The sequence below is a fragment of the Nocardiopsis listeri NBRC 13360 genome (assembly GCF_001570765.1).
Classification (GTDB): domain Bacteria; phylum Actinomycetota; class Actinomycetes; order Streptosporangiales; family Streptosporangiaceae; genus Nocardiopsis; species Nocardiopsis listeri.
In genome coordinates this window covers 1-20,387 of sequence record NZ_BCSH01000008.1, presented here as the reverse complement: position 1 = coordinate 20,387, position 20,387 = coordinate 1, and the positions used below count along the sequence as shown (strand labels likewise).

At 68.5% G+C, this 20,387-nt stretch carries 15 protein-coding genes and 1 pseudogene; 7 read left to right on the top strand and 9 right to left on the bottom strand.

What is annotated here, in order from left to right; translation table 11 throughout:
* Positions 1-88: 88 nt before the first annotated feature.
* Complete coding sequence (locus NLI01S_RS03395) at positions 89-826, bottom strand: SDR family NAD(P)-dependent oxidoreductase (protein ID WP_067598989.1); 738 nt, start codon at positions 824-826, stop codon at positions 89-91.
* Between the two features lie 464 nt (positions 827-1,290).
* Positions 1,291-2,961: a hypothetical protein gene (locus NLI01S_RS03390; RefSeq protein WP_157090937.1), complete on the bottom strand. Its 1,671-nt coding sequence runs from the start codon at positions 2,959-2,961 to the stop codon at positions 1,291-1,293.
* Positions 2,962-3,123: 162 nt separating this feature from the next.
* Here NLI01S_RS03390 and NLI01S_RS25550 point away from each other — a divergent pair, with 162 nt between their 5' ends.
* On the top strand, positions 3,124-3,273 hold the full coding sequence (locus tag NLI01S_RS25550; RefSeq protein WP_157090936.1) for a hypothetical protein: 150 nt from the start codon (positions 3,124-3,126) through the stop codon (positions 3,271-3,273).
* A gap of 141 nt (positions 3,274-3,414) precedes the next feature.
* Here the strand turns inward: NLI01S_RS25550 and NLI01S_RS03385 are convergent.
* Positions 3,415-4,386 (bottom strand): annotated as a pseudogene (locus NLI01S_RS03385) (RNA-guided endonuclease InsQ/TnpB family protein); the annotation flags it as partial.
* A 298-nt stretch (positions 4,387-4,684) separates the two neighbouring features.
* A complete protein-coding gene (locus NLI01S_RS03380; protein ID WP_190318345.1) occupies positions 4,685-6,190 on the bottom strand; it encodes a hypothetical protein in 1,506 nt (501 codons plus the stop codon).
* A gap of 561 nt (positions 6,191-6,751) precedes the next feature.
* Here NLI01S_RS03380 and NLI01S_RS03375 point away from each other — a divergent pair.
* Both NLI01S_RS03375 and NLI01S_RS03370 read left to right on the top strand, forming a co-directional pair.
* The gene (locus NLI01S_RS03375) at positions 6,752-7,921 is read left to right on the top strand and encodes an FxsB family cyclophane-forming radical SAM/SPASM peptide maturase (protein WP_067598984.1); all 1,170 of its coding nucleotides are present in this window, start codon (positions 6,752-6,754) and stop codon (positions 7,919-7,921) included.
* A complete protein-coding gene (locus tag NLI01S_RS03370) occupies positions 7,922-9,235 on the top strand; it encodes an HEXXH motif domain-containing protein (RefSeq protein ID WP_067598981.1) in 1,314 nt (437 codons plus the stop codon).
* A 49-nt stretch (positions 9,236-9,284) separates the two neighbouring features.
* On the opposite strand, the gene fxsT is transcribed toward NLI01S_RS03370, so the two are convergent.
* Positions 9,285-11,840 (bottom strand): FxSxx-COOH system tetratricopeptide repeat protein, encoded by a 2,556-nt coding sequence (gene fxsT / locus NLI01S_RS03365; RefSeq protein ID WP_067598978.1) that lies wholly within the window; start codon positions 11,838-11,840, stop codon positions 9,285-9,287.
* 254 nt (positions 11,841-12,094) lie between these two features.
* Between fxsT and fxsA the strand changes: the two genes are divergently transcribed.
* A complete protein-coding gene (gene fxsA / locus NLI01S_RS25030) occupies positions 12,095-12,268 on the top strand; it encodes an FxSxx-COOH cyclophane-containing RiPP peptide (RefSeq protein ID WP_084392278.1) in 174 nt (57 codons plus the stop codon).
* A 252-nt stretch (positions 12,269-12,520) separates the two neighbouring features.
* On the top strand, positions 12,521-14,227 hold the full coding sequence (locus NLI01S_RS03360; RefSeq protein ID WP_067598975.1) for an ATP-binding protein: 1,707 nt from the start codon (positions 12,521-12,523) through the stop codon (positions 14,225-14,227).
* Positions 14,228-14,630: 403 nt separating this feature from the next.
* On the opposite strand, the gene NLI01S_RS03355 is transcribed toward NLI01S_RS03360, so the two are convergent.
* A complete protein-coding gene (locus NLI01S_RS03355) occupies positions 14,631-16,067 on the bottom strand; it encodes an MFS transporter (RefSeq protein ID WP_067598972.1) in 1,437 nt (478 codons plus the stop codon).
* Positions 16,068-16,406: 339 nt separating this feature from the next.
* Here NLI01S_RS03355 and NLI01S_RS03350 point away from each other — a divergent pair, with 339 nt between their 5' ends.
* A complete protein-coding gene (locus NLI01S_RS03350) occupies positions 16,407-16,856 on the top strand; it encodes a pyridoxamine 5'-phosphate oxidase family protein (protein WP_067598968.1) in 450 nt (149 codons plus the stop codon).
* A 191-nt stretch (positions 16,857-17,047) separates the two neighbouring features.
* Positions 17,048-17,359, top strand: coding sequence for a hypothetical protein (locus NLI01S_RS03345; protein ID WP_067598965.1), 312 nt, complete (start codon positions 17,048-17,050; stop codon positions 17,357-17,359).
* Here NLI01S_RS03345 and NLI01S_RS03340 read toward each other — a convergent pair.
* From NLI01S_RS03340 to NLI01S_RS03335, 3 genes are all read right to left on the bottom strand, one after another.
* Positions 17,349-18,632, bottom strand: coding sequence for a DUF2786 domain-containing protein (locus NLI01S_RS03340; protein ID WP_371850600.1), 1,284 nt, complete (start codon positions 18,630-18,632; stop codon positions 17,349-17,351). The genes NLI01S_RS03345 and NLI01S_RS03340 overlap by 11 nt on opposite strands.
* Before the next feature lie 78 nt (positions 18,633-18,710).
* Positions 18,711-18,923, bottom strand: coding sequence for an SAM-dependent methyltransferase (locus NLI01S_RS25020; protein WP_157090935.1), 213 nt, complete (start codon positions 18,921-18,923; stop codon positions 18,711-18,713).
* Positions 18,924-19,129: 206 nt separating this feature from the next.
* Positions 19,130-20,299, bottom strand: coding sequence for an alpha/beta hydrolase family protein (locus tag NLI01S_RS03335; protein WP_084392277.1), 1,170 nt, complete (start codon positions 20,297-20,299; stop codon positions 19,130-19,132).
* Positions 20,300-20,387: the final 88 nt, after the last annotated feature.

Genomic DNA, 20,387 nt, shown 5'->3' with positions numbered 1-20,387 from the left:
TTGAGATCGGCGGCCGGTGGGTGTCCTTCGTGGCCTACCGTCAGGGCCCACGCGGAACGTACCCGGAGACCAACGTCAACGGGGTGGATCAGTGCAGGTACGAGGCCCCGTTCAGATCCAGGACGGAGCCCGAGGCCCACTCCGCTTCGGGGGACGCCAAGAACAGCACGGCCGCGGCGACCTCCTCGGGGGTGGCCACCCGCCCGAAGGGACTCTGCGCGCGCACCTGGTCGGTGACGCGGTGGGCCACCCGTTCGGTCGCGACGAAACCCGGAGCGACGGACGCCACTCCGATCCCGTGCGGAGCCAGTGCCACGGCCAGGGACTGGCCCAACGCATGCAAGGCGGCCTTGCTCGCACCGTAGGCCGGGTGCTCCGGCTCCCCCTTGAACGCACCCCGCGAGCCGATGTTGACGATGCGTCCGCGCACCCCTTGGTCGATCATGTGCCGGGCGGCGCGGTGACCGACGTGGGCCGCGCCCAGGACGTTGACGTCCAGGGTTCGACGCCACACCTTCACCCACTCCTCGAAGGGCGTCTCGGCGATCGGGTGGGGCAGGTTCACGGCCGCGTTGTTGACCAGGACGTCCAGCCCGCCGAGTCGTTCCAGGACCGTCTCGACCAGTTCGGACGCGGCGGCCGGCTCGCTCAGGTCGGCACCGACCAGTACGTGGCCGTCACCGGACAGCAGCCGGAGGGTCTCCTCGGCGCCCTCCCGGCTCGAGTCGTAGTGCACGGCGACCCGATCTCCCGCGTCGGCGAAGGCGATGGCGGTCGCGCGACCGATACCCCGCGCGGCACCGGTGACCAGGACGTGACGACTCATGAACGAAGACCCTTCGATGACGGCGACGGCGCACCGAGGCTACTCGAGAACGACCCCGCCGACCCCGCCGCCCTGGAAACGGTCGAGACCGCGCTGCTGTGCCTGGCCCTGGAAGGGAAGACCCCGGCCGACGACCGGGCCACGCCGAGCGGATCCTGCACGGCGACAGCGCGAACCGCTGATTCGACAAGGCCCCGCACACCGAATCCGAGGATCCGGTGCGGCCTTCTCCGACTACGCGGCCCAGGGTGCCAACGCCACGTTCAGCAGCCGCGATTCCAACAGCGAACACGCCAAGGCACATGGCCCGGGACCGACCCTCGGCCCCGGGGCGCTCACCGTCCGGTGGTTCGAAGCGTGGGCTTTGAGCCACCGGACGGCGGGACGTGCACCCTTGCCCGCCCCGCCGGTCCCCCGGTCGGGGCGGGCAAGGGTGAGAGCGCGGGCGCCGCACCGAGATGGCCTTACCCGTTGTAGAACACGGGTGTGCGACGGGCGGCGCGGGCCGGACGCGGCCCCAACGCGCCCAGGGCGATCGCACTGAGCACACTGTCCGCGGCCGGATGCCCCGATCCCCACATCAACTTCGTGACGGTCTCCGGGTCACGCCAGAGTTCGCGGTCCTCCGGCAACGGCAGCCCCGAATCCACCCGAACGGCGTAGGTGTCGAGCACGGCCATCACCAGCTGCGCGATCCGGACCCGCCCGGCCCGATACCGGGCGTGCGCCACCCAACCGCCCAGGACCGGGTGATCGCGGTAGGTGTCCAGTACCTCGTCGGCCTCGGCTCCCACTCCCCGAAGCACCCGGAAGGCGTGCACACGCAGCCGCCAGTCCGCGGGGTCGGTACAGGCCGCCAACAGCGACCGGGCCGCCTCTCGCGCACAACGCTCGGCGACCCACTCCGCCCCCATCGTCTCGATGTCGACCGACCGTGAGTTCCAAAGGAGCAGCAACAGTGCCCGCGCCGAGAGATCGCAGACCCGCGGATGCTCCAACAACGGCTCGTCCCGCTCGTGTCGACGATGGGCCATGCCGTGGTCACCCAACCTGGTGATGCGCACCTGGCCGTTCGGGAGGGGCTCCACCGCACCCGAACGGATCAGGGAGTGCACCGCCGCAGGAATCCCTGCGACATCGTCGAGTTCGTGCGCCAACTCCTCCAAGGACCGACCACAGCCGGAGGTGAAGAGGACGTCCAGAACACGAAGAGCCGGATCAGGGCCCGCCAGGACAGGAAGGGCCCGCGACCAGGCCCGCACGAGGCGCTCATCGTCACGCCAGATCCCCATGGCGTCCTCGGGCAGGACGTCGGAGGCGCTGGTGTACAGGAACCCGGCACGCAAGGCCGCTTCGAACACTCGCGGGATCTCCTTGGGGGTCAAACCCAGATCGGCGGCCGCACGCCTCCGGTCCTCGGAGCGGAATCGCTCAGGCCCGCCCCCGCGAACCAAGGGCACCGCCGAACCCACCCATGAGGTCAACCGCAAGGCGTCGATCAGGCCCGGGCAGCCCCGCGCTTGAAGAGCCGCCTGACCCACCGGTACCAGACGGATGGTCAGTGGACCCTCATCGCGGGTCTGCGGACGCCACCGAAGGTCCACTTCCTCCTCCGACGAGGACATGGTCTCCCCGAAGGAAGCGTCGCAGTGTTCCCCCCGCTGGTCGGACGTTTCGAGGGTGCTTCCGTCCATCGGCGCGGATGTGGTGTCCACGGTGACCTCATCGATCGGTTCACGGTGGTGTCGACCGGTCGCCGGGTCGGGGCACCGATCGACCTTGGAACGATCACCGGTCGGCCGCCACATTGCCCTCCGCGCGCAGCCGTCACCCGCGCCTCGCAGGGGGACCCCCATCCCACAACGGGGCCGACCTGTGGGCGGGGTCTTGGTCTCGTCGTGCTGTCGGCACATATCGCTCATCGCGGTGTGCGGGCTCCTGGTCCTGGGCGGAGGCTCTTCGGGGGCGCCGTGCCCCCGAACCCGCTCGGGGCGCTTCGGGCCTGGAGGGGTGAGGGTGGGCCGAGGCCGGAGGAACTCGTTGAGGGTGCGCAACCCCTCCTCGACGGCGAGGGAGAGCAGATACGGGATGGTGCCTCGGAGCAGGCGGAAACGGACGGGTTCGACGATGGTCATGGTGCCCCACGGGAATCAGGTGTCGGGATGGCCGTGACTCCATCGTCGACGAAGACGAAGAAATCCGCAGAAGGCCTGTGGATAACCTTGTTGTCCCAGGTCAAGTGAGCGAAGAGAAAGTGGAGGCAGGGTCCGAGACCATTCTGGCTGAATACCGGGATGATGATCGGCCCGCTCCTGCCGCACGGCACACTCGATCACGACGGGGAGTACATGGTCCGCCCCTGGCCGCGCGAGGTCTGCCGGTACGGGCCCTTCACCGCACCGTTCAACGTCGCGGACGATCCGGCGATCAGCCTGCCTCCGGGGTAGAGCTCCGAGGGGCTGGCGACCGGCGTGCGGTCGGTGGCCGGGTATGGGTCAACTACCCGTGGCTGAAGCCACGGGCTTGGGGGTGGGCGCCCATCTGGTGGATGGGTCCCTCCTCCCGCGTCCAACACACCTCCTATGTGGAGGGTGGGGGGCGGTTGACTCGCGCCCCGCGATCCACGCCGCTTCGCCTCGGTGGGCGAGGTCGCGTGCGGCGTTCACATCGGCGTGCAACACCACACCACAACTTCGGCACACGAACCGGTTCCGGGTGGGCCGGTTGCGTCTGGAGGTGTGGTCGCACTCCGAGCAGGTCTGGGAGGTGTAGGCCGGATCCACCACCAGGACCGGCACCCCCACCCTGCGAGCCTTATAGGCGATGAAGTCCCGCAGTTGGGCGAAACTCCACGCATGCAACGCGGCGCGTTGTTATTTGGCCTGCCGTACCCGGCCACGGATGCCCCGAAGGTCTTCAAGGACGATGCCGTGATCGGTGCGTTCGGCCCGCTCCACGATGCGTTTGGAAATCCGATGGTTCACATCCCGCGCCCGCCGTGCCTCCCGGCGGCGCAGGCGCTTCAAGACGCGTTTGGCGCTTTTGGTGTTCTTGGCCTGGAGTTTGGCGCGAAGTTGGCTCTGTTGCCTGCGCTGCCGGTTCAGGTGACGTCCGGCGAACCGGTCCCCGGTGGAGGTGGTGGCGATCTCCACGATCCCCAGATCCACCCCCACCCACCCGGCAGGATCCGGGTTCTCCACCCGTTCGGGCACCTCACAGGTAGCGGACAGATACCACTGCCCGTCCTGGCAGGTCAGATCGCTCTCACCCTGGCGGCACTCGGCCAACAGCTTCAACTGCTCCGGCGAAGAGGTGAAGCCCAGGTTCTTCATCCGCCCGGCCACCGTCCAGATCGAGACGGTGCGTGCGTCCATCTGCCAGGACAGACACCGATCATCGAAGGGTTGGGCCGCATGAGCGCGGAAACAGATCGGGGTGGACTCGATCCGTGCCCGGCGCGCAGAACCCTTCCGGCCCAGGTTCTGGGCTTTCAGGTTCGCCTGGAGTGCCTGTGCCTGTTCTGGCGAAGGCAGCAGCTTGACCCGCGCCACCAGCTTCATGGTCCAATACGCTAACCACCTCTGATCCGGCCATGGGGCCGAATCAGAGAACTTCTCCGCCTTTCCTGGTCTTCGATGGCCGGGAAGGGTGGGCGGGGGTGTTTCCTCCCGGCCCTGAAGGACCGGGCTTCCACACCCAGAAATCAGGTGAAAGGGCCTGCTCTTCGAGGTGGCCGTCCAGCTGGAACAGGACGTTTCCCTGGCGGAACGCCGGCCTTGGTGAGGAGGCTTGTGTGTCCCGCGCATCGTGGGTTCGTCTGAGGAGCGTAGCGGGGCCCACCTTCTCCGCTCTGGCGGGTCAGTGGCTCGACTCCGATTCCCAGTGCGGACTCGACTCCATGTAGGGCTGATCTTCGGTTTCGAAAGGGAACCTGTACCCATCGTCTGGCCCGTAGGGGGACGCGTACTCATCGGCGGGGTCTTCGGTAGACGCGTACTCATCGGCGAAGCCGAAGCAGGACTCGTCCTCGAACCGGTCCACACCGACTCTGGCGAAGGGCGACGGCGAGGGACCACAGGGCTCTGCGGAGTCGGCCCGCCGTACGGCATCGGACAGGCGCGAATCCTGGCCTGCATATTCCAGGACGGTGTCACCCCGAGGACGGTCGGTCATGGAACGAACGAAGTCCTCGGGATCACCCGGTGCCAAACCGGCGTCGAGAAGTTCACGGGCGGCCTCGGACGGCTCCCGACTCGCCGACCACTGGTCCAGCAGGGGTTCGATGTCGATCGGTCGAGCCGCTGCCGCCAGTTCCAGGAGTTCGGTGGAGTTCAACTCCGTGACCGGTGGTGTGGCGGGTACCTCGACCCCACATGCGCTCAGCCGGCGGGCGACGCAGTGATCGCCCAGCCCCGTGATCAGGTGCCGACCGTCGTCGGTGGCCGTCACCGCCCCCAGGTCGGTCAGTACCTCCAACACCCGGGGCAGATATGACTCCGGGTTCGGTTCGGCGCACACGTGGACCAGCTCGCCTGGAGACAGGGCCCTTCCGGTGAGGAAGAGTTCGCCGAGTACCAGGAAGGGTGTGGCCCCGGGCCGGGCGGTCATGGTGGACAGGGCATCGGCCCAGGCGTCGGCGACCGCACCCGGGGTCCTTCCCACCCACGCGTGCGCCGCCGGTCCGGGACGGGCGTGCAGATAGTCGGTGCGCACCAGGCCCGCGGCGCGGGCGACGGAGAACAGGAACGGGATCTCGCCGGAGGGGACACCGAGGGCTCTGGCCGCCTCGGTGATGTCGTTCTCGCCGAGAGCGTCGTGCTCGGTGTAGGGGCGAAGCAGTGCCTGCGGGTCCATCCACGCGGACAGTCGTGCGGCCAGGTGCAGGATGGGGCACGCTTCGGCGCGGATGTCCAGGTCGGCTACGGGCATGGGCAGGTAGGGGCGTGGTTGTTCGGGGTTCTCGGTCTCCCCGTACCCCAGGCGTTCCAGGAGAGGGGCGGCGACCTCCAGCGGCGCCTCGGAGACCGGCTCGGCGTGCTCGGGTCGACTCAGGTCGACCTTCTCGATCGCCGTGCGCAGCCGGCGCGGGGTCTCGGTCGACACCAGGCGTGCGTCGGTGACCAGGTGGTCGCACCAGCTGAGCCAGGTCTCACGGATCAGTTCGGGCAACCGGTCACGGTGACGGAGCAGGGCCGCCACCTCGTGGACGTCGTCCACGGTCCAGTCACCGGGGTCGGTGGCGCCCGTGTCCTGGTGGGCGCTGAGTAGGAGTACCAGTGCCTCGATGTGCAGGGCGGGAGGTTCCTCGACGGTGTGCGCCCAGTCGATGCAGGCGGAGATGGCGGTGCGAAGGCGCTCAGTCATTAAGTCTTCACCCAAAGTGACGGGGGTGGCCGAAACGGCATCAGACTAGCCGCACGCGGGGGGCTTGTAGGGGGAAACGCGGAAACCTGCGCCCCCGTACGCCCGGCATGCCTGTTCGGACGGTCGTCCGGTTCGCGGAGGAAGGGTCCACCATTCCTCGCGGTCGCGGATCGTCATGACGAAGATGGTGAAAACCCTGGAAAGGGTAGCGAAGGATCCTGGTTCGGGATGTGAGTGGGAAAGGGATCGCTACCGCGTTTCGGAGTCGGGTAATCATCGAAGTGCCGGCCGGTATCGGCCATGGGGCGAAGTTCGTCGATCGAGGGACTGTCTCGGGCTGTCGCAGGATAAACCCGGACGGATCGGACGTAAAGGGCAGGTTGGCGCTACCGGAAGGCGTGGATGGACTACCCGTCGGTGAGGTTTGTGGATACCCCATGAGAGTACGTATTCCGGTAAATGCGATGATCAATCGTATTTCGCGCGTGCCCTCACCATAGGAGGACCCCCGGCGTGACAAGGAGTGTCGGATCGGAAAGACCCACCGAATGGCCCGAAGACATGGACGTCGACGAACTTCTCGGTCAGGGTTGGCGTCCCACGCCCTTTCGCGAGTTCATCCTCAAGATCCACAGTCGCTGTAACCTCGCCTGCGACTACTGCTACATGTACGAGATGGCCGACCAGGGTTGGCGCTCCCAACCCAGACGTATGGCCAAGCCCACCGTCGACCGGGTCGCCGAACGCATCGCCGAACACGCCCGCACCCACGGCCGTGACCGTGTCGACGTCGTCCTGCACGGCGGCGAACCCCTGTTGGTCGGTCCCGACCACCTGAGGTATGTCGCCGAGTCGTTGCGCAAGGCCTGTGACCCCGACGTACAGATCGCCCTGCGCATGCAGACCAACGGCGTGCTCATCGACCGGCACTACCTTGACCTGTTCGAGGAGTTCGGTATCCGGGTCGGTGTCAGCATCGACGGTGCGCGCGAGGACCACGACCGGCACCGCACCCGGGCCAACGGACGCGGCAGCCACACCGAAGTGCAGGCCGGCATCGAACGCCTCAACACCCGCGACCGCCGACTGCTGTCCGGACTGCTCACCACCGTCGACCTGGAATCGGATCCGGTCGCCACCTTCGAGCACCTGATCGGCTACGACCCGCCCGGTATCGACTTCCTCCTGCCGCACGGCCACTGGGACGAGCCGCCACCGGGCTGGTCTCCCACCGAACCCCACTACGGTCGCTGGATGGCCGCGGTGTTCGACCGTTGGTACGGCGCACCCGAACGCGAGACCAACGTCCGTATGTTCAACGAGATCATCCGCCTGATCCTGGGTGGTTCCTCCCGCGCCGAGAGCATCGGGCTCTCACCGGCCGCGCTGGTGGTGGTGGAGACCGACGGGAGCGTCGAACAGGTCGACAGTCTCAAGTCCGCCTTCGAGGGGGCCGCGCACACCCCCTTGCACACCTTCACCCATCCCTTCGAGGACGCCCTCTACCTGCCCTCGGTGGCCGCCCGCCAGATCGGTGCCCGTGCCCTGAGTCCCACCTGCGCAGATTGCCCACTGGCCAAGGTGTGCGGCGGTGGACTCTACCCGCACCGTTACCGCTCCGGCCATGGTTTTCTCAACCCCTCGGTCTACTGCGCCGATCTCTACCACCTGATCACCCACATCCACCGGACCGTGGCCGCGGACGTGGCACGGATCAGGAAGGAACTCTAGATGCCGGGACCGGTCCCCGCCCCGCTGTTCGACGACCTGGCCCGAGGATCAGGTGGGAGGGCCGCCGCCGCCCACCTGAGCTCCGCGCAGTACGGCAAGCACCTGCTCCTGCTGCGTCGCGTCGTGGACGTCGCCAACCAGACGGGGCACCCCGGGGCCGTACGCGCCCGAGACGCCTACGAATTGCTGGCCCGCGCCCAACAACACGCGCCCGACCCGGTCGCGCGGGTGTTGCGCACCCCCACCGTCGGGGTATGGGCGCGCCGTACCGCTTTGGCCCTGGCCGGTCACCGCGCCGAACCCGCCCGCATCGGGGCGCTGTCCGCGCTCGCCGTGTCAGCGGCCCTGCGCGCCGGCGTGGACGCCCGCGTCGAGGTTCCCCTGGACGGCCCGACCGTCCCGTTACCCTCCCTGGGACGTGCCCTGGTCGGCGAGGCGCCCTCCGCGCTGGTGGAGATCGACGACGGACGGGCCATTATCGGGGTGGCGGGCAGGTCCGTGGTGGAGGTCCCCGAGGACCCGCACGAGGACGCCCCCGGATGGCACGCCTTGCGAAGACTCGCGGCCGAACACCGAGGTAGGCGGCTCGAACTGCTCCTTGACGATCAGGACCCGGATCGCATGCCCGGTACCGATCTGGTCGCTCGGCGTCTGGACGCGGAGGAGCTGCACTGGTGGCGAGGCACACTGCAACAGGCATGGGAGTCCCTGGTGGACCACCACTGGACCATCGCGGAGGAGACGGCGGCCATCGTCACCACACTGACCCCCATCACCGCGCCGGGCGGCAAGGTGTACACCAGCGCGACGGCCCGGCACGCCTTCGGGAACCTGGGGTCGTCCCGTCCCACCGGACCGGTGCCGTTCGCGCTCACCTTCGCGCACGAGGTGCAACACGCCAAGCTCACCGCCCTGCTCGACCTGGTCGACCTGACCCTGCCCGAGGACGGGAGTCGCTACTACGCACCCTGGCGCCCCGATCCTCGTCCCGCATCCGGGTTGCTGCAGGGTGTGTACGCCCATCTGGGTGTGGCCGGGTTCTGGCGCCGTTACCGGCATGTCGCCGAAGGCGAGGAGGCTCGCCGTGCCCACGTGGACTTCGCGCACTGGCGCCGATCCACGGTCGACGCGGCCCACGTCTTGGCCGACTCGGGGCGGCTCACCACCGACGGTAAGCGCTTTCTCGCCCTGACCGACCACACCCTGCGGGAATGGCAGAACGAGCCGGTCCCGGACTCGGCCGAACGCGCCGCGCGGGACGCGGCCCGTCGCCACCTGGACCGGTGGCGCGCCCGCAACGGGACCTCGGGCTGAGCCCGGAGGTCCCGTCGTCACACGAGGCCTTGCCGCTGGTGTGCGGCCCTCACAACAGGGGCGGATCGAAGTCGGCGACCAGACGATGGTTCTCCTCGCACGCGCCGGTGAAGGGGTGTTCACGGCCCAGGGCGCGCACAAAGGCGTCGTAGGTGTGGTCGGACAGTTCCTTGGCCGCCGTCGACTTCTTCTCGGCTCGCAGGTCCAGCACCAGGTTGGAGGCACAGGCCAAACTGCTGGGGTGTTCCTCTCCCACCAACTCGCGGTAGCGACGCAGTGTCCCCTGACCGAGCCGTGCGGCGTTGTCGGTGTCGCCCAACGCCGCCAGGTCGCCGGCCAGGTTGGTGGCGGCGGCCAGCGTGTAGTGGTGGTTGCGGCCCAGCCGGGCCTCCAAGGCGATCAGCGCGCTCTCGTTCATTGATCGGGCCCGCTCCGGGTCGCCCAACAGCCGGTACAGGAGCGCCACGTTGCTGGTGCAGCCGTGCTTGTAGGGGTGATCGTGACCGTAGGCCTGGGCGTAGCGCAGGTCGGTGTCCTCGGCCAGTTCCAGTGCGCCGTCCAGCTCCCCGGTCATCCGCCACAGGTTGGCCAGGCACATCGCCGCGGCCAGGGTGCTGGGATGGTGGATACCGTGCAGACGCAGGTAACGGGAATGGGCGTCCTGGCCCAGGTCGAGGGCTTCCTCGACCTCACCGGACAGGCGGCGGGCGATGGCCAGGTCCACCTGGGTGCGCAGGGTGCGAGGGTCCTCCACCCCCAACTGGTCGCGACCGTAGGCCAGGGCGTCTTCGCCCAGATCACATGCTTCCGTGTAGTCCCCGGACAGGCGTACCGCCTGTGCCAGCGCGTTCCAGTAGGAGAGCAGCACGGGTGAGCCGCCGGTCGGGCCGACCCGTTTGAACAACATGTAGGAACGTTCGTGCCTGGCCTGGGAGCCGCCGAAGTCACTGGTCAACGCATGGTCCAGGGCGAGGTTGTTCAGAGCCCGTAGGGTGGCGGGATCGTTGGGCCCGAAGGCCCCCTCGTACTGGCGCAGTACCTCCTCGTCGTGTTCGCGGGCCTTCCAGAAGTCACCGCGGGCACGGTAGTCGGCGCCGCGACCGGAGAGCACCGACAGCGTGTCGGAGTGGTTCGCGCCCAGGACCCGCGTCATCGAGGGAAGGATCGCCCGGTTGATGTCCTGGGCTTCGGTGAACCTGCCCAGGTCGCGCAGCCGGTTGGCGTACTTGGCCTGGGCCCGCAGTATGTGCGGATCCTCGTTGCCCGAGTCGGCGCTCCACTTCTCGATGAATCTTTGTGCGTGCTCGCTCGCGGTCTCATAGTTGCCCGAGGTGTACAGGAAGTCGAGCATGTCCAACCCGAACTCCCGCACCTGCGGGATGGCCGACTCGGCGACCCGCGCCGGACGCATGTGGGAGAGCAGCTCCAGGTAGCGGGCCTGAGAGGCGGGGTCGGTGAAGTTCTTGGGAGCCGCGGCGCTGAGCAGCGTCCACACCTCCAGCCGGATCTCCTCCTGGGTCTGTTCGTCCAGTTCCTCGCGTACCAGCGCCTGGATCAGTCGGTGCACCTGGACGGTGCGGTTGGAGTTGTCCAGACGGACCAACGCGTACCGGCCCAACTGGCCGATGGCCTTGCTGAGACGAATCGGGTCGGACATCAGCTGTGCCATCTCCGGGCGCACCTTGCCCTCGTCCACGGGGAAGAACAGGTCCCGGGGAATCGGTTCGGGCCCGAAGAAGGCGCAGCACCGCAGGAGTTCCATCGCCTCGGGCAGGTTCTCCTGCAGCTTGGCCACCGACAATTGCCAGGCCGCCGTCATGGGCTGGGGGTATTCGGGCGGCTTGCCCTCCCGGAGCAGAGGGCCGGTCCGCTCCGACAGCAGCCCCAGGTACTCCCCGACCGACATCCCGGTCTCGGACTGTAGGGCACCCGCCTGTTCCAGGGCCAGGGGCAGATGCCCCAGTGCCTCGGCCAGCTCGGTGGCCTCGTCGCCACTGATGCCCCGAGGGATGCGCTTTTTGAGGAACTCCACGCTCTCGTGCTCGGCGAAGACGTTCACCGGGACGGTCTCGGCGACCCCGCCCCACCGGTGGTTACGCGTGGTGATGAGGACGTGTCCGGGACCTTGGGGGATGACGTCGTTGAGCTCTTCGGGCTCGTCGGCGTTGTCGAAGACGAGCAACCACCGAGAGTAGGGATCGCCCTTGCGCAACGCCTCCAAGACCCCGTTGGCGGCCTCCTCCACACCGGTGACGGCGGGCCCGGGCAGTTCCAGATGCGGTGCCAAGTGGGCCAGTGAGGAACGGACCAGGCCGGGCTGGTCGGCCATCACCCACCACACCAGGTCGTACTCCTCCCGGAACCGGTGTGCGTACTCCACCGCCATGAGCGTCTTGCCCACGCCCCCGTACCCGTGAAGGGTCCGAGGCACCACCGGCTCGGGGGTGGGTACGACCGCGGTCACCTGGTTGAGCAGGCCCGCGCGTAGTTCGTTGAGTTGTTCGGTGCGTCCGGTGAAGTTCTTGTGGCGTGGAGGAACCCTGCCCCACACCTCCGGGAATCGGCTTCTGCCCTGGCCGGGAAAACGCCCCTGGGAAGTGGTCACTCGGTGTCCTCCGTTTTCACATAGGCCTCACCAGGCTCCCTATTCCTCACACTGTGGAAAAACCCTGGTGTTGTGTTGTTGGAAGTCGATCGGGAATCACTTGTGAAAACTCAGCGTAGGCGATGATGTTAGTCGGCAACAGGTGTGTGGTAAGAACTCCCTACGACAACCGGTTCGAATGATCACGTGAAAGGGCGGTCCCCGCCGTCCTTTCACGGTGGTCTGTCGAAAGACGGTGACACGGAGGGAAGGACATGGCGGAACACGAGTTCGGCGGCGCCACCGCCTTGGTCGACGTCGGCGGGTTGTCCCTGCGCGACCTCGATGGAATCGGGGATTCGGTGATCGCGGAGGCCCTGCGCTCGGTACTCGACCCGAGGGAGGCCGGCGTCGAGGTGGTCGCCGGGTTCGTCAACGACCCGGAATGAGAAAACGGCATGGTGGTCACGGGTACGGACATCATCCGTGTCCGTTGTCGTCACCCGATCGACAGCCATGATTATGTCGCGCTCGTGTTGGGCAAGTTCTCCAGAGAAGCGCGGACACGTTCCATGGTCGGATGCAGCCTGAAAGCCACAGGAATGTCGCCGGGGCTCGAAAGGGAACCTGGTTCGTGGCACTATGGACAGCGCTGTTTCGCGCCAGAACCGTCCTTGTTCTCGCCGGCCGGGAGCCCTCCCATGACACGAGCCGTCCTCGGGCGCGCACACGGTCCCTTCGTCGGGCTGCGCCACTATCTGGCCCGGGACCGCCCGCTCTTCCTCGGCCGAGACGAGGAGACCGAGGCGGTGGCCCGGGCATGGACCGGGCATCGCCTCACGGTGTTGCACGGCGACAGTGGCGTCGGCAAGACCTCCTTGGTGCGGGCCGGGGCGGCTCCCGCCCTGGCCGACCAGGGCTACACGGTGCTGCCCACCGGGGAGCTGCGCTTCGACCCCGTTTTTCCCTCCGCGGTGCTACCCGCCCAGAACCCCTACACCCGAGCCCTACTGGCGGTGTGGAGCCCGGACGCATTCCCCACCCACGTGCCGGGCACCTCGCTCATCGACTTCCTGCGCGCCCGCACCGAAACCGACCGCTACGGCCGTTCCCGCCCCGTGTTCGCCGTATTGGACCAGACCGAACTCCTCCTGCGTCGCTCGCACGTACCCGAGCGCTGGCGCAAGGACTTTTTGGAGGAACTCTTCGGCGCCCTGGAAGCCTGTGCGGACCTGCATCTGCTGGTGACCGTGCGCAGTGGACACCTCGACGAACTGCGCCGACTCGTCGACAAACGGGAGGTCGAACACGCCGAGGTCGCACTGGGACCCTTCACTCCGGACACCGCCCGTTCCGTGGTGGCGGGCTGCCTGGCCACGGTGGGATCGCGGATCGGGCCGATGGAGCCCGGGCGGCTGGTGGAGGAGGCGCGCACCGTCCGTACCCCTGATGGACACCCCGACCACCGCACCAAGGACGTCGAGCCGGCGCTCGTGCAGTTACTGGGGCTCACCCTGTGGGAGGAGGCGGCGGAGCAACAGACCACCCTCGTCCCCGAAGACGACACCGAGATCGACCGGGCCCTCACCGGACGTCTGGCCGAGCTCCTGGAGGAATCGGCGGCCGAACACCTGGTCCCACCCGATGTCCCACAGGCCTGGCTGCGCAGACTCGTGGTCTGCGGAGATCGAGGCCCGACCGGCCCCTCGCACGTCGACCCCAACGGCCCCCTGCCCCTCGGCATCGTCCACACCCTGGAGGATCGGCGGCTGGTCACCACCCATACCGAGGGCACCACCTGGGTCTTGCGCCACCCCCGCCTCATCCGCCCCCTCATGGGCTTGGCCGTGTCCCCCTACGCCCAGGAGATGCGCGCCTGGGGCGAGGAGGACCGGCTGAGCGTAGCGATCAGCGCGCGCACCCGAGGGGAGTTCGTGCTGTCCGCCGAACACTCCACGCAGGCATTGCGGTCCCGCCCCGCATCCGGCCCGGGCACGCACGCGCTCTTCACCGCCCTGTCTGCCGACCTGGCCTTCGAACGAGGTGAACTCCGGGTCGCGGCCGAGTACTACGCAGAGGCGGCCCGAACCCGGGAGTCCGTCGGCGAGGGTGCCGCGGTGCTCCGCCTTCTGGTGGCCGAGGCGCGCAGCCGGCTCCTGGGCGGGGAACGCGCGAGCGCCCTGAACCTGGTCTCCGCCATCACTGGTCGTGTGCGCGGTGACCCCAGTCTGCGGGCCGGTATCGGCCAGGTGCTGTGGCTGGCGGGACAGCCGGAGGCCGCCTTGGACGAGTTGGAAGGCGCCCTGCGGGGCGGAGGTGGCGTCTCCGAGGCGCGGCGTACGCGCGATGAGATTCGAGACGTCGAAGCCAAGGAACAGACGCCCCAGAGACACCGATGGAGAGGGTGAGGAGTGGATCCGACCGTTCTGGTGGCGCTGATCACCGGCGTGGTGACGGCGACCAGCACCCTGGGTGCCACGGCCCTGGCCGCCTGGCGGGCCGAGACGGTGGAGCGATGGCGCGCCGGGCACAATCTCGACTTGGAGCGGGAACGACGGACGAACGAACGCGAGCGAGCCCGCGTTCGTGAGGTCCGACAACGTCTGGAGGACGTTCGCCACGGGGTACACCGGCTCGACCAGAGCATGCGGCAGATCGGCGCGCTGCGCAGACTCGGACCTCCCGGAGAAGGTGGGAACGACCTGGCCGAAGAGGTGCGTGAGTGCCGAGGTCACCTGTACGAGGCGGTGATCGCCGTCGAACGCGTGCGCGACCTGGTGCCGACGAGTGAGCAGGAGACGGTCGACAGGCTCAGGGACGCGGTGGACCGGACCCTGGGCCACGTCCAAGCACGGCCGGACCCGGATGGGGGAGCGGAGCCGGTTCATCGTGAGCTGATGGAGGGGCTTCGAGAGCTCGCGGAGGTGTTCGGGCGGGGCGGGCACGATTTGGTACCCGCCGTACCTGAGGAACCAGTGTGACGGTCAACGCGACGGACCCGGTGATGGTCACCACCAAGAGCAGGGTGGTGTGCACGCCCAGGTGTTCCAACGCGTAGCCACCGACCAACAACCCCAGGGGCAGTGCGGCACCGGTGAGGAACCGCAGGGTTCCGGTGAGCCGACCCAACATTCGGGAGGGGACGTGGGTGGTGTGGTAGGTGGTCACGGTGACGTTCATGTGCGCGCCGACGAACCCGATCCCGCCCCAGACCAGCGGCAGGACCACCGTCGCCCAGTCGGGGCCGGCCCGGTCCGCGCCCAGCAGCACCACGGTCAGCAGCAGCCACGCCCACGTACACACCCGCACCATGCGGGCCGGGTCCAGCCGGCGGACCAGGTACGGCGCGGCGATGGCGCCGAGCAGGCCGCCCGCCCCGGTCGCGGCCAGCACCAGTCCCAGAACGAAGGGTGAGATGCCCTCTTGGCTGGTCATCAGCATGATGACCAGCCACACCACCTGGAACAGGGCGTTGGTGACCGTGCACACCATCAATGAGAGCAGCAGGAAACGGTCACCGCGTACCAGGACGAATCCTCCGGCGAGCTCACGGGTCAACCCGACGACCCTGGACCCGCGTCGGCGGTCGCGGCGATCACGGTGGGCTCGTCGACCTCGCGCCGAGGCGCTCTGTCGGCGCATGGGGGGAAGCAGCAGCGTGGCCCACAGCGATAGCAGGCACACCAGGACGTCGAACAACGCGGGCAGACCATGCGCCAACCCGTACAGGGCTCCGCCCAGAGGACGCCCGAGCATCTGGGTGGCGTCGTTGCGCGCCTCGTTCTTGGCGGCGGCCCCGGCCAGCTCTTCGTGTGGGACCAGATGGGGGACGGCGGCTGCGCCGGCGGTGGAGTGCAGGGTTGCGCATACCCCGTGCAGGGCCGAGGCGAGGGCGAGGATCACCACGGGGGCGTCCAGTAGCAGGACGGGGGCGACGAACAGGGCCACGCACAGGATGCGCCCGATGAGGCCGGCGACCATGACGCTGCGGGGATCGTGTCGGTCGACCACCAACCCGACCGGGATGTGCAGCAGGGTCCGGGGAACCATCCCCGCCGCCCCGATCCACCCGGCCAGGGAGGGGGAGCCCGTGTGGAACAGGGCCAGGAGTGGGACGGCCAATCCGAACGTCATGGTGCCGAGGCCGGAAAGGGCCACACCGCTCCACAGCAGGGCGAAACGGTGACGCCAATCGACGATCGCCCCTGACGGAACGGGATCACCATTGATTTTGTCTGTGCTGGACATCGCTATCCGTGCCGGTGGTCGAACGGTGTGGCTCAAAAGGCCCGAAAAGGACGTTCAGGTGATAAACGCAAATTCGGCATGTACCGTGTGCTCGAGCCTGTGGTGCCCCGGTCGCGTGATCGACGCCGTTCTCCAAGACAGCGATCATCGTAGCGGGAAAGAATTCACCTTGCCCGTGGTTGTAGAACGTGGGGCGCCGGGTGGCAAGGGGGGAATCGTGCTTTGTCGAATTTTTCCCGCGGTTTTGACTCGGTTCGGCCCGAACACGGATGTGGTCGATTGACCTGAACCGGGGTCGAGGTCCTAGCCTCCTCGGGTGGACCGAAACGAAGGAGAACCGTGAGCGGCGATGACACCCTGAACCCGGTCCCCACGCCCCGAGGCGTCCTGCGACGCTTGGCGGACGACCGCAACGTCTGGCTGTGCACCCTGCGCGCGGACGGCTCCCCGCACCTGGTGCCCGTGTGGTTCGTCCACCTGCGTGAACGCTGGTGGATCGGGGCCTCGACGTGCTCGGTCAAGGTCCGCAACGCGCTGCGCGACCCCCGAGTGAGCCTGGCCCTGGAGGATGGTGACCACCCCGTGGTGGCCCAGGGCCTGGCGACCGTGCGCGAGGACTTCCCCGACGACGTGCTCGCCGCCTTCGAGGAGCGCTACGGCTGGGATCCCCGCACGCCCTACGGAGCCGACCCGCGCCGATCCCTGCTGGAGGTCGGCGTCACCCGCTGGCTGATGGCCGGGGCCGCCCCCGAGAGCGCTCCGTCCGGGACGGCGCCGGGCACCTCCTGAACTCCGACCGGCCCCTGCCGGACCCGGATCAGGAACGGGTTCACCGCGTCTTGGGTGTGGAAGCCCGGTCTTTCAGAGCCGGGAGGGAACACTCCCGCCGGCACTTCCCGGCCATCGGAGACCGGAAAAAGGCGGAGGAGTTCTCCGATTCGGTCCCCTGCCCGGGTCAGGGGTGGTCAGCGTGTTCGGTGATGAAGCCGGTGGTGCGGGTCGAGCTGCTGCCTTCGACGGAACAGGCGCAGGCTCTCAAAGCGACCCTGCACGTCTGCAACGAGGCGGCCGACCACACCTCCCAGGTGACTCAGGCCACCGAGGCTCGCGACAAGTACGCCCTGCAAGAGGCCGTCTACCACGAGTTGAAGGGCCGGTTCGGGTCGTCGGCGCAGCCGACGGTACGGGTACTGGACAAGGGCGCGGACGCCTACACCACCCGGCAGGCGAACCTGAAGGCCCGGAACCCGGACATTCCGGAACCCGGTCGGACCGAGAGGCTCAGCGGGTGACACCGCTGCGGGCGCCCAGGGACGCGGCATCGGCGGCGGCCCTGCCCGCATACCACCCGTCGGGGTCGGCCGGGCCCCGCACCCGCGAGGTGGTCAACGCGCCGAACGCCTCATCCACTGCGGCCTCCACAGCGGCCTCCCGCGCGGCGAACATCGGAACCAGGTCGGTGCCGGTCTCGGCGCCGACCGCTTCCTCGGTCGACCGCGCGGACTCGGTGAGCCGTTCCCCGACCCGCACGGCGAACGCCGCCATGAACGAGGCCCGGTAGTCCTTGCGCGCTCCGCGTCCGGACCTGTCCCGAGCCGATCCGCTCACCCGCATGGCCTTTTCCGCTTGGACCAACAACGACGTGTAGAGCAGGTCCACGGCCTCCACGTCGCCAGGGAAACCCATCACGGTGCTGAGCCCCAGTTCGCGGTGCCACACGGCCCGACAGTGGTTGGCCTCGGCCACCTCGTTGAGCAGCACGGCGCGGTGATCGTCGTAGGGGGAGTCCACTGGAAGCCTGCGCGCGGATGCGGCCTCCGGTTCCTCGGGATCGGCTTCCACCAGGGCCAGGTCGATACTGTGTCGGGCCATCATCTCCTGGGCGCGGGCGGTCAGTGCCTCGGCCTCTTCGGGAAACTCGGTGGACTCGGCCTTGGCCAGCAACGCCCGAACCCGCTGCAACCGGCCCTGGTCCACGGCTGCCGGGGCCCGGGCACCGGGCCGAAACGTCCCGGGCGGTGGGCCCAGACGACGCATCGGCGGAAGGGTGCGCAGGATCGCCAGTAGCCGCAGCACCACCTCGACCGCCTCGAACCTCATCAGCCCGTGTTCGGCGGACAGGTGGTCCAGATGCCGTTCCTCCGACAGGTGCGCGGGGTCCACACCGAGGTCGCGCACCTGCTCGGTCCATCGAGGGTCGACAGTGGCGCGGGAATGGCGTTCCAGGTCGACGGTGACGGCGTCGGCGCATACCGCCGCGGCCAACGAGTCCGCTTCACGCCGCACGTGGCGGACGGTTTCGGCGGGTTGCCAACCACGTGCCCAGGCGTCGGCCACCCCGAACAGCAGGGTGTCGAAGAGCGAGCGCGCGGCCGCCCCCGCCCAGTGGGTGTCCTCCACGTCGGCCAGTCGGGCCGCGGCGAGGTCCACCCCGAACCCTTCGCGGCGACCGACGATGGCGTCGACGGCTTGGCCGATCACCTCCATGGGGGTGTCGTCGGGGGAGGGCCCGGCCCACTCTTGGACGTCCCGGTCGGTGCCGTGTCGGCGACCTTTCCTGCCCACGTGTTCTCCCTGGTCGAAGGGGATCTGAACCGACAGACCATCCTACCGGCCGGTACAGGTGCGCTTCGTCCGTGGGTGTCAGGGCTTGCGGACCACGCCTCCGTACTGGGCGGCCTCAGGGAACTCTCCGACCCGGGACGGGTCGGGACGCCGGTACGGGAGGGGGACGATGCCGGGATCCAACAGATCCAGCCCCTCGAAGTAGGCCTCGACCTGTTCGGGAGAGCAGGCGGATGGGCAGGGCGGCGTTCTGGTTCCACGCGAGGGCCGAGTCGATGGCGGGGGCGGCATCGGTCATGGGTTCCCTTCACGGTGGGCCGCCATGGAGGCGGGACAGCCTTATCCTCCCCTTGGGAAAGCGGATTCCACAAGGTTGAAAGCCGTACCCCATCGGGCTTTGAGGCTTCTCGCAGGTGGTGCGGGGCAGTGAACGGAAAAGTGGGGGGCCGGCACGTCAGGGTCGACGTGCCGGCCCCACCGACGGGTGGAGAAGGGCCTCACTCCTCCGGGCCCACCTCGACCAGTTCGGGATGGACGCTCTGCGGGTCGTCCAGGATCGGTTGCTCTTCGCCACGAAGGTGGTGGTCGAAGAACCCGGTGGAGTAGTCGCGCGTCAGCCGCACACCGTGCTCGGGTTCCAGATCACCGAACTGTGCTCGCCACTGCTCCGGGGTGAGGAGGTCGCGCAGGCCCAAGCGGTCCATGACCACGCCTTTGTCCAAGGCGTTGGAATGACCCGAGTCGGTGACACGGATCCACTGTCGCCAACCGGTCAGCCCCTCCCAACGTTCGTCCCACCCCTCCCAGGGGTTGCCCTGGTCGTTGGCGAGCAGTGCCAAGGGTCGGCCGATCTCACCCTGCAACTGGGAGGCGTAATAGGGCCCGTCCAGGTTGATTCCGGCGGCCACCCGATCTTCATCCAACATGCTCTGGGCGACCGCGCTGCCTCCCCAGGAGTGCCCGATCATGCCCACGGCCCCGGTGTCCAGGGCTGGTGACCATTCCAGGACCTCGCCCCTTTCCAGCTCGTCGAGCAGGAAGGTGACGTCGGCGGCGCGGGTTCGAGCGCCCAGGTCCCAGTCCTTGGCCTGGCAGCCGGCGCACTCCTCGACCAGTCCGTCGGGGAACTCCACCGGGGCGGCCTCGTTCCGGTGGTCGATCCCCGCCACCGCGAATCCGTGCGAGGCCAATTCCGTGGCGAGTGACGACGCCCACACCCGGGAGAGGCCGGAACCGGGGGAGAAGAGCACCAGCGGCAGAGCGGTCTCGTCGATGGGGGCGGTGTTCGGTGAGGTGTGCGTGTCCACTTGGACGAGTGACTCGGCGGGCAGGTCGTCCCGGCCGAGTTCGGCCACGGTCGCCTCGGCCTCCGCATCGGTCAGGTAGGGCGCACGCTCCCCTGTGTCGTCCTCGGTCGGATACCACATCGTCACCATGAGTTCCCGCTCGCCGCCGACCCACGGGTCCTCGCGTTCGGCGTCCACAAGGTGGAATTCGGTGCCGCCCACCGCGTACTCGCCGGTGGGTTCGGGCAGGGACACCCGGGGCGGCGTGGGAGGTTCCTCCTCGGCGCCGGTCAGGACGGCGCTTTTCGCGCCGCAGGCGGCCACGGTGACCAGGCCGAGCACCCCGGTCAGGGCGACGATCGTTCGTAGGGGGAATGCCATGCGATCCGTCCCTCGTGTCGACTCCGTTTCCGTCAACGCTAGGGGTCCGGGGCCGGCGCGTACGAGGGGGCGGAGTGGAGGAGTGGTC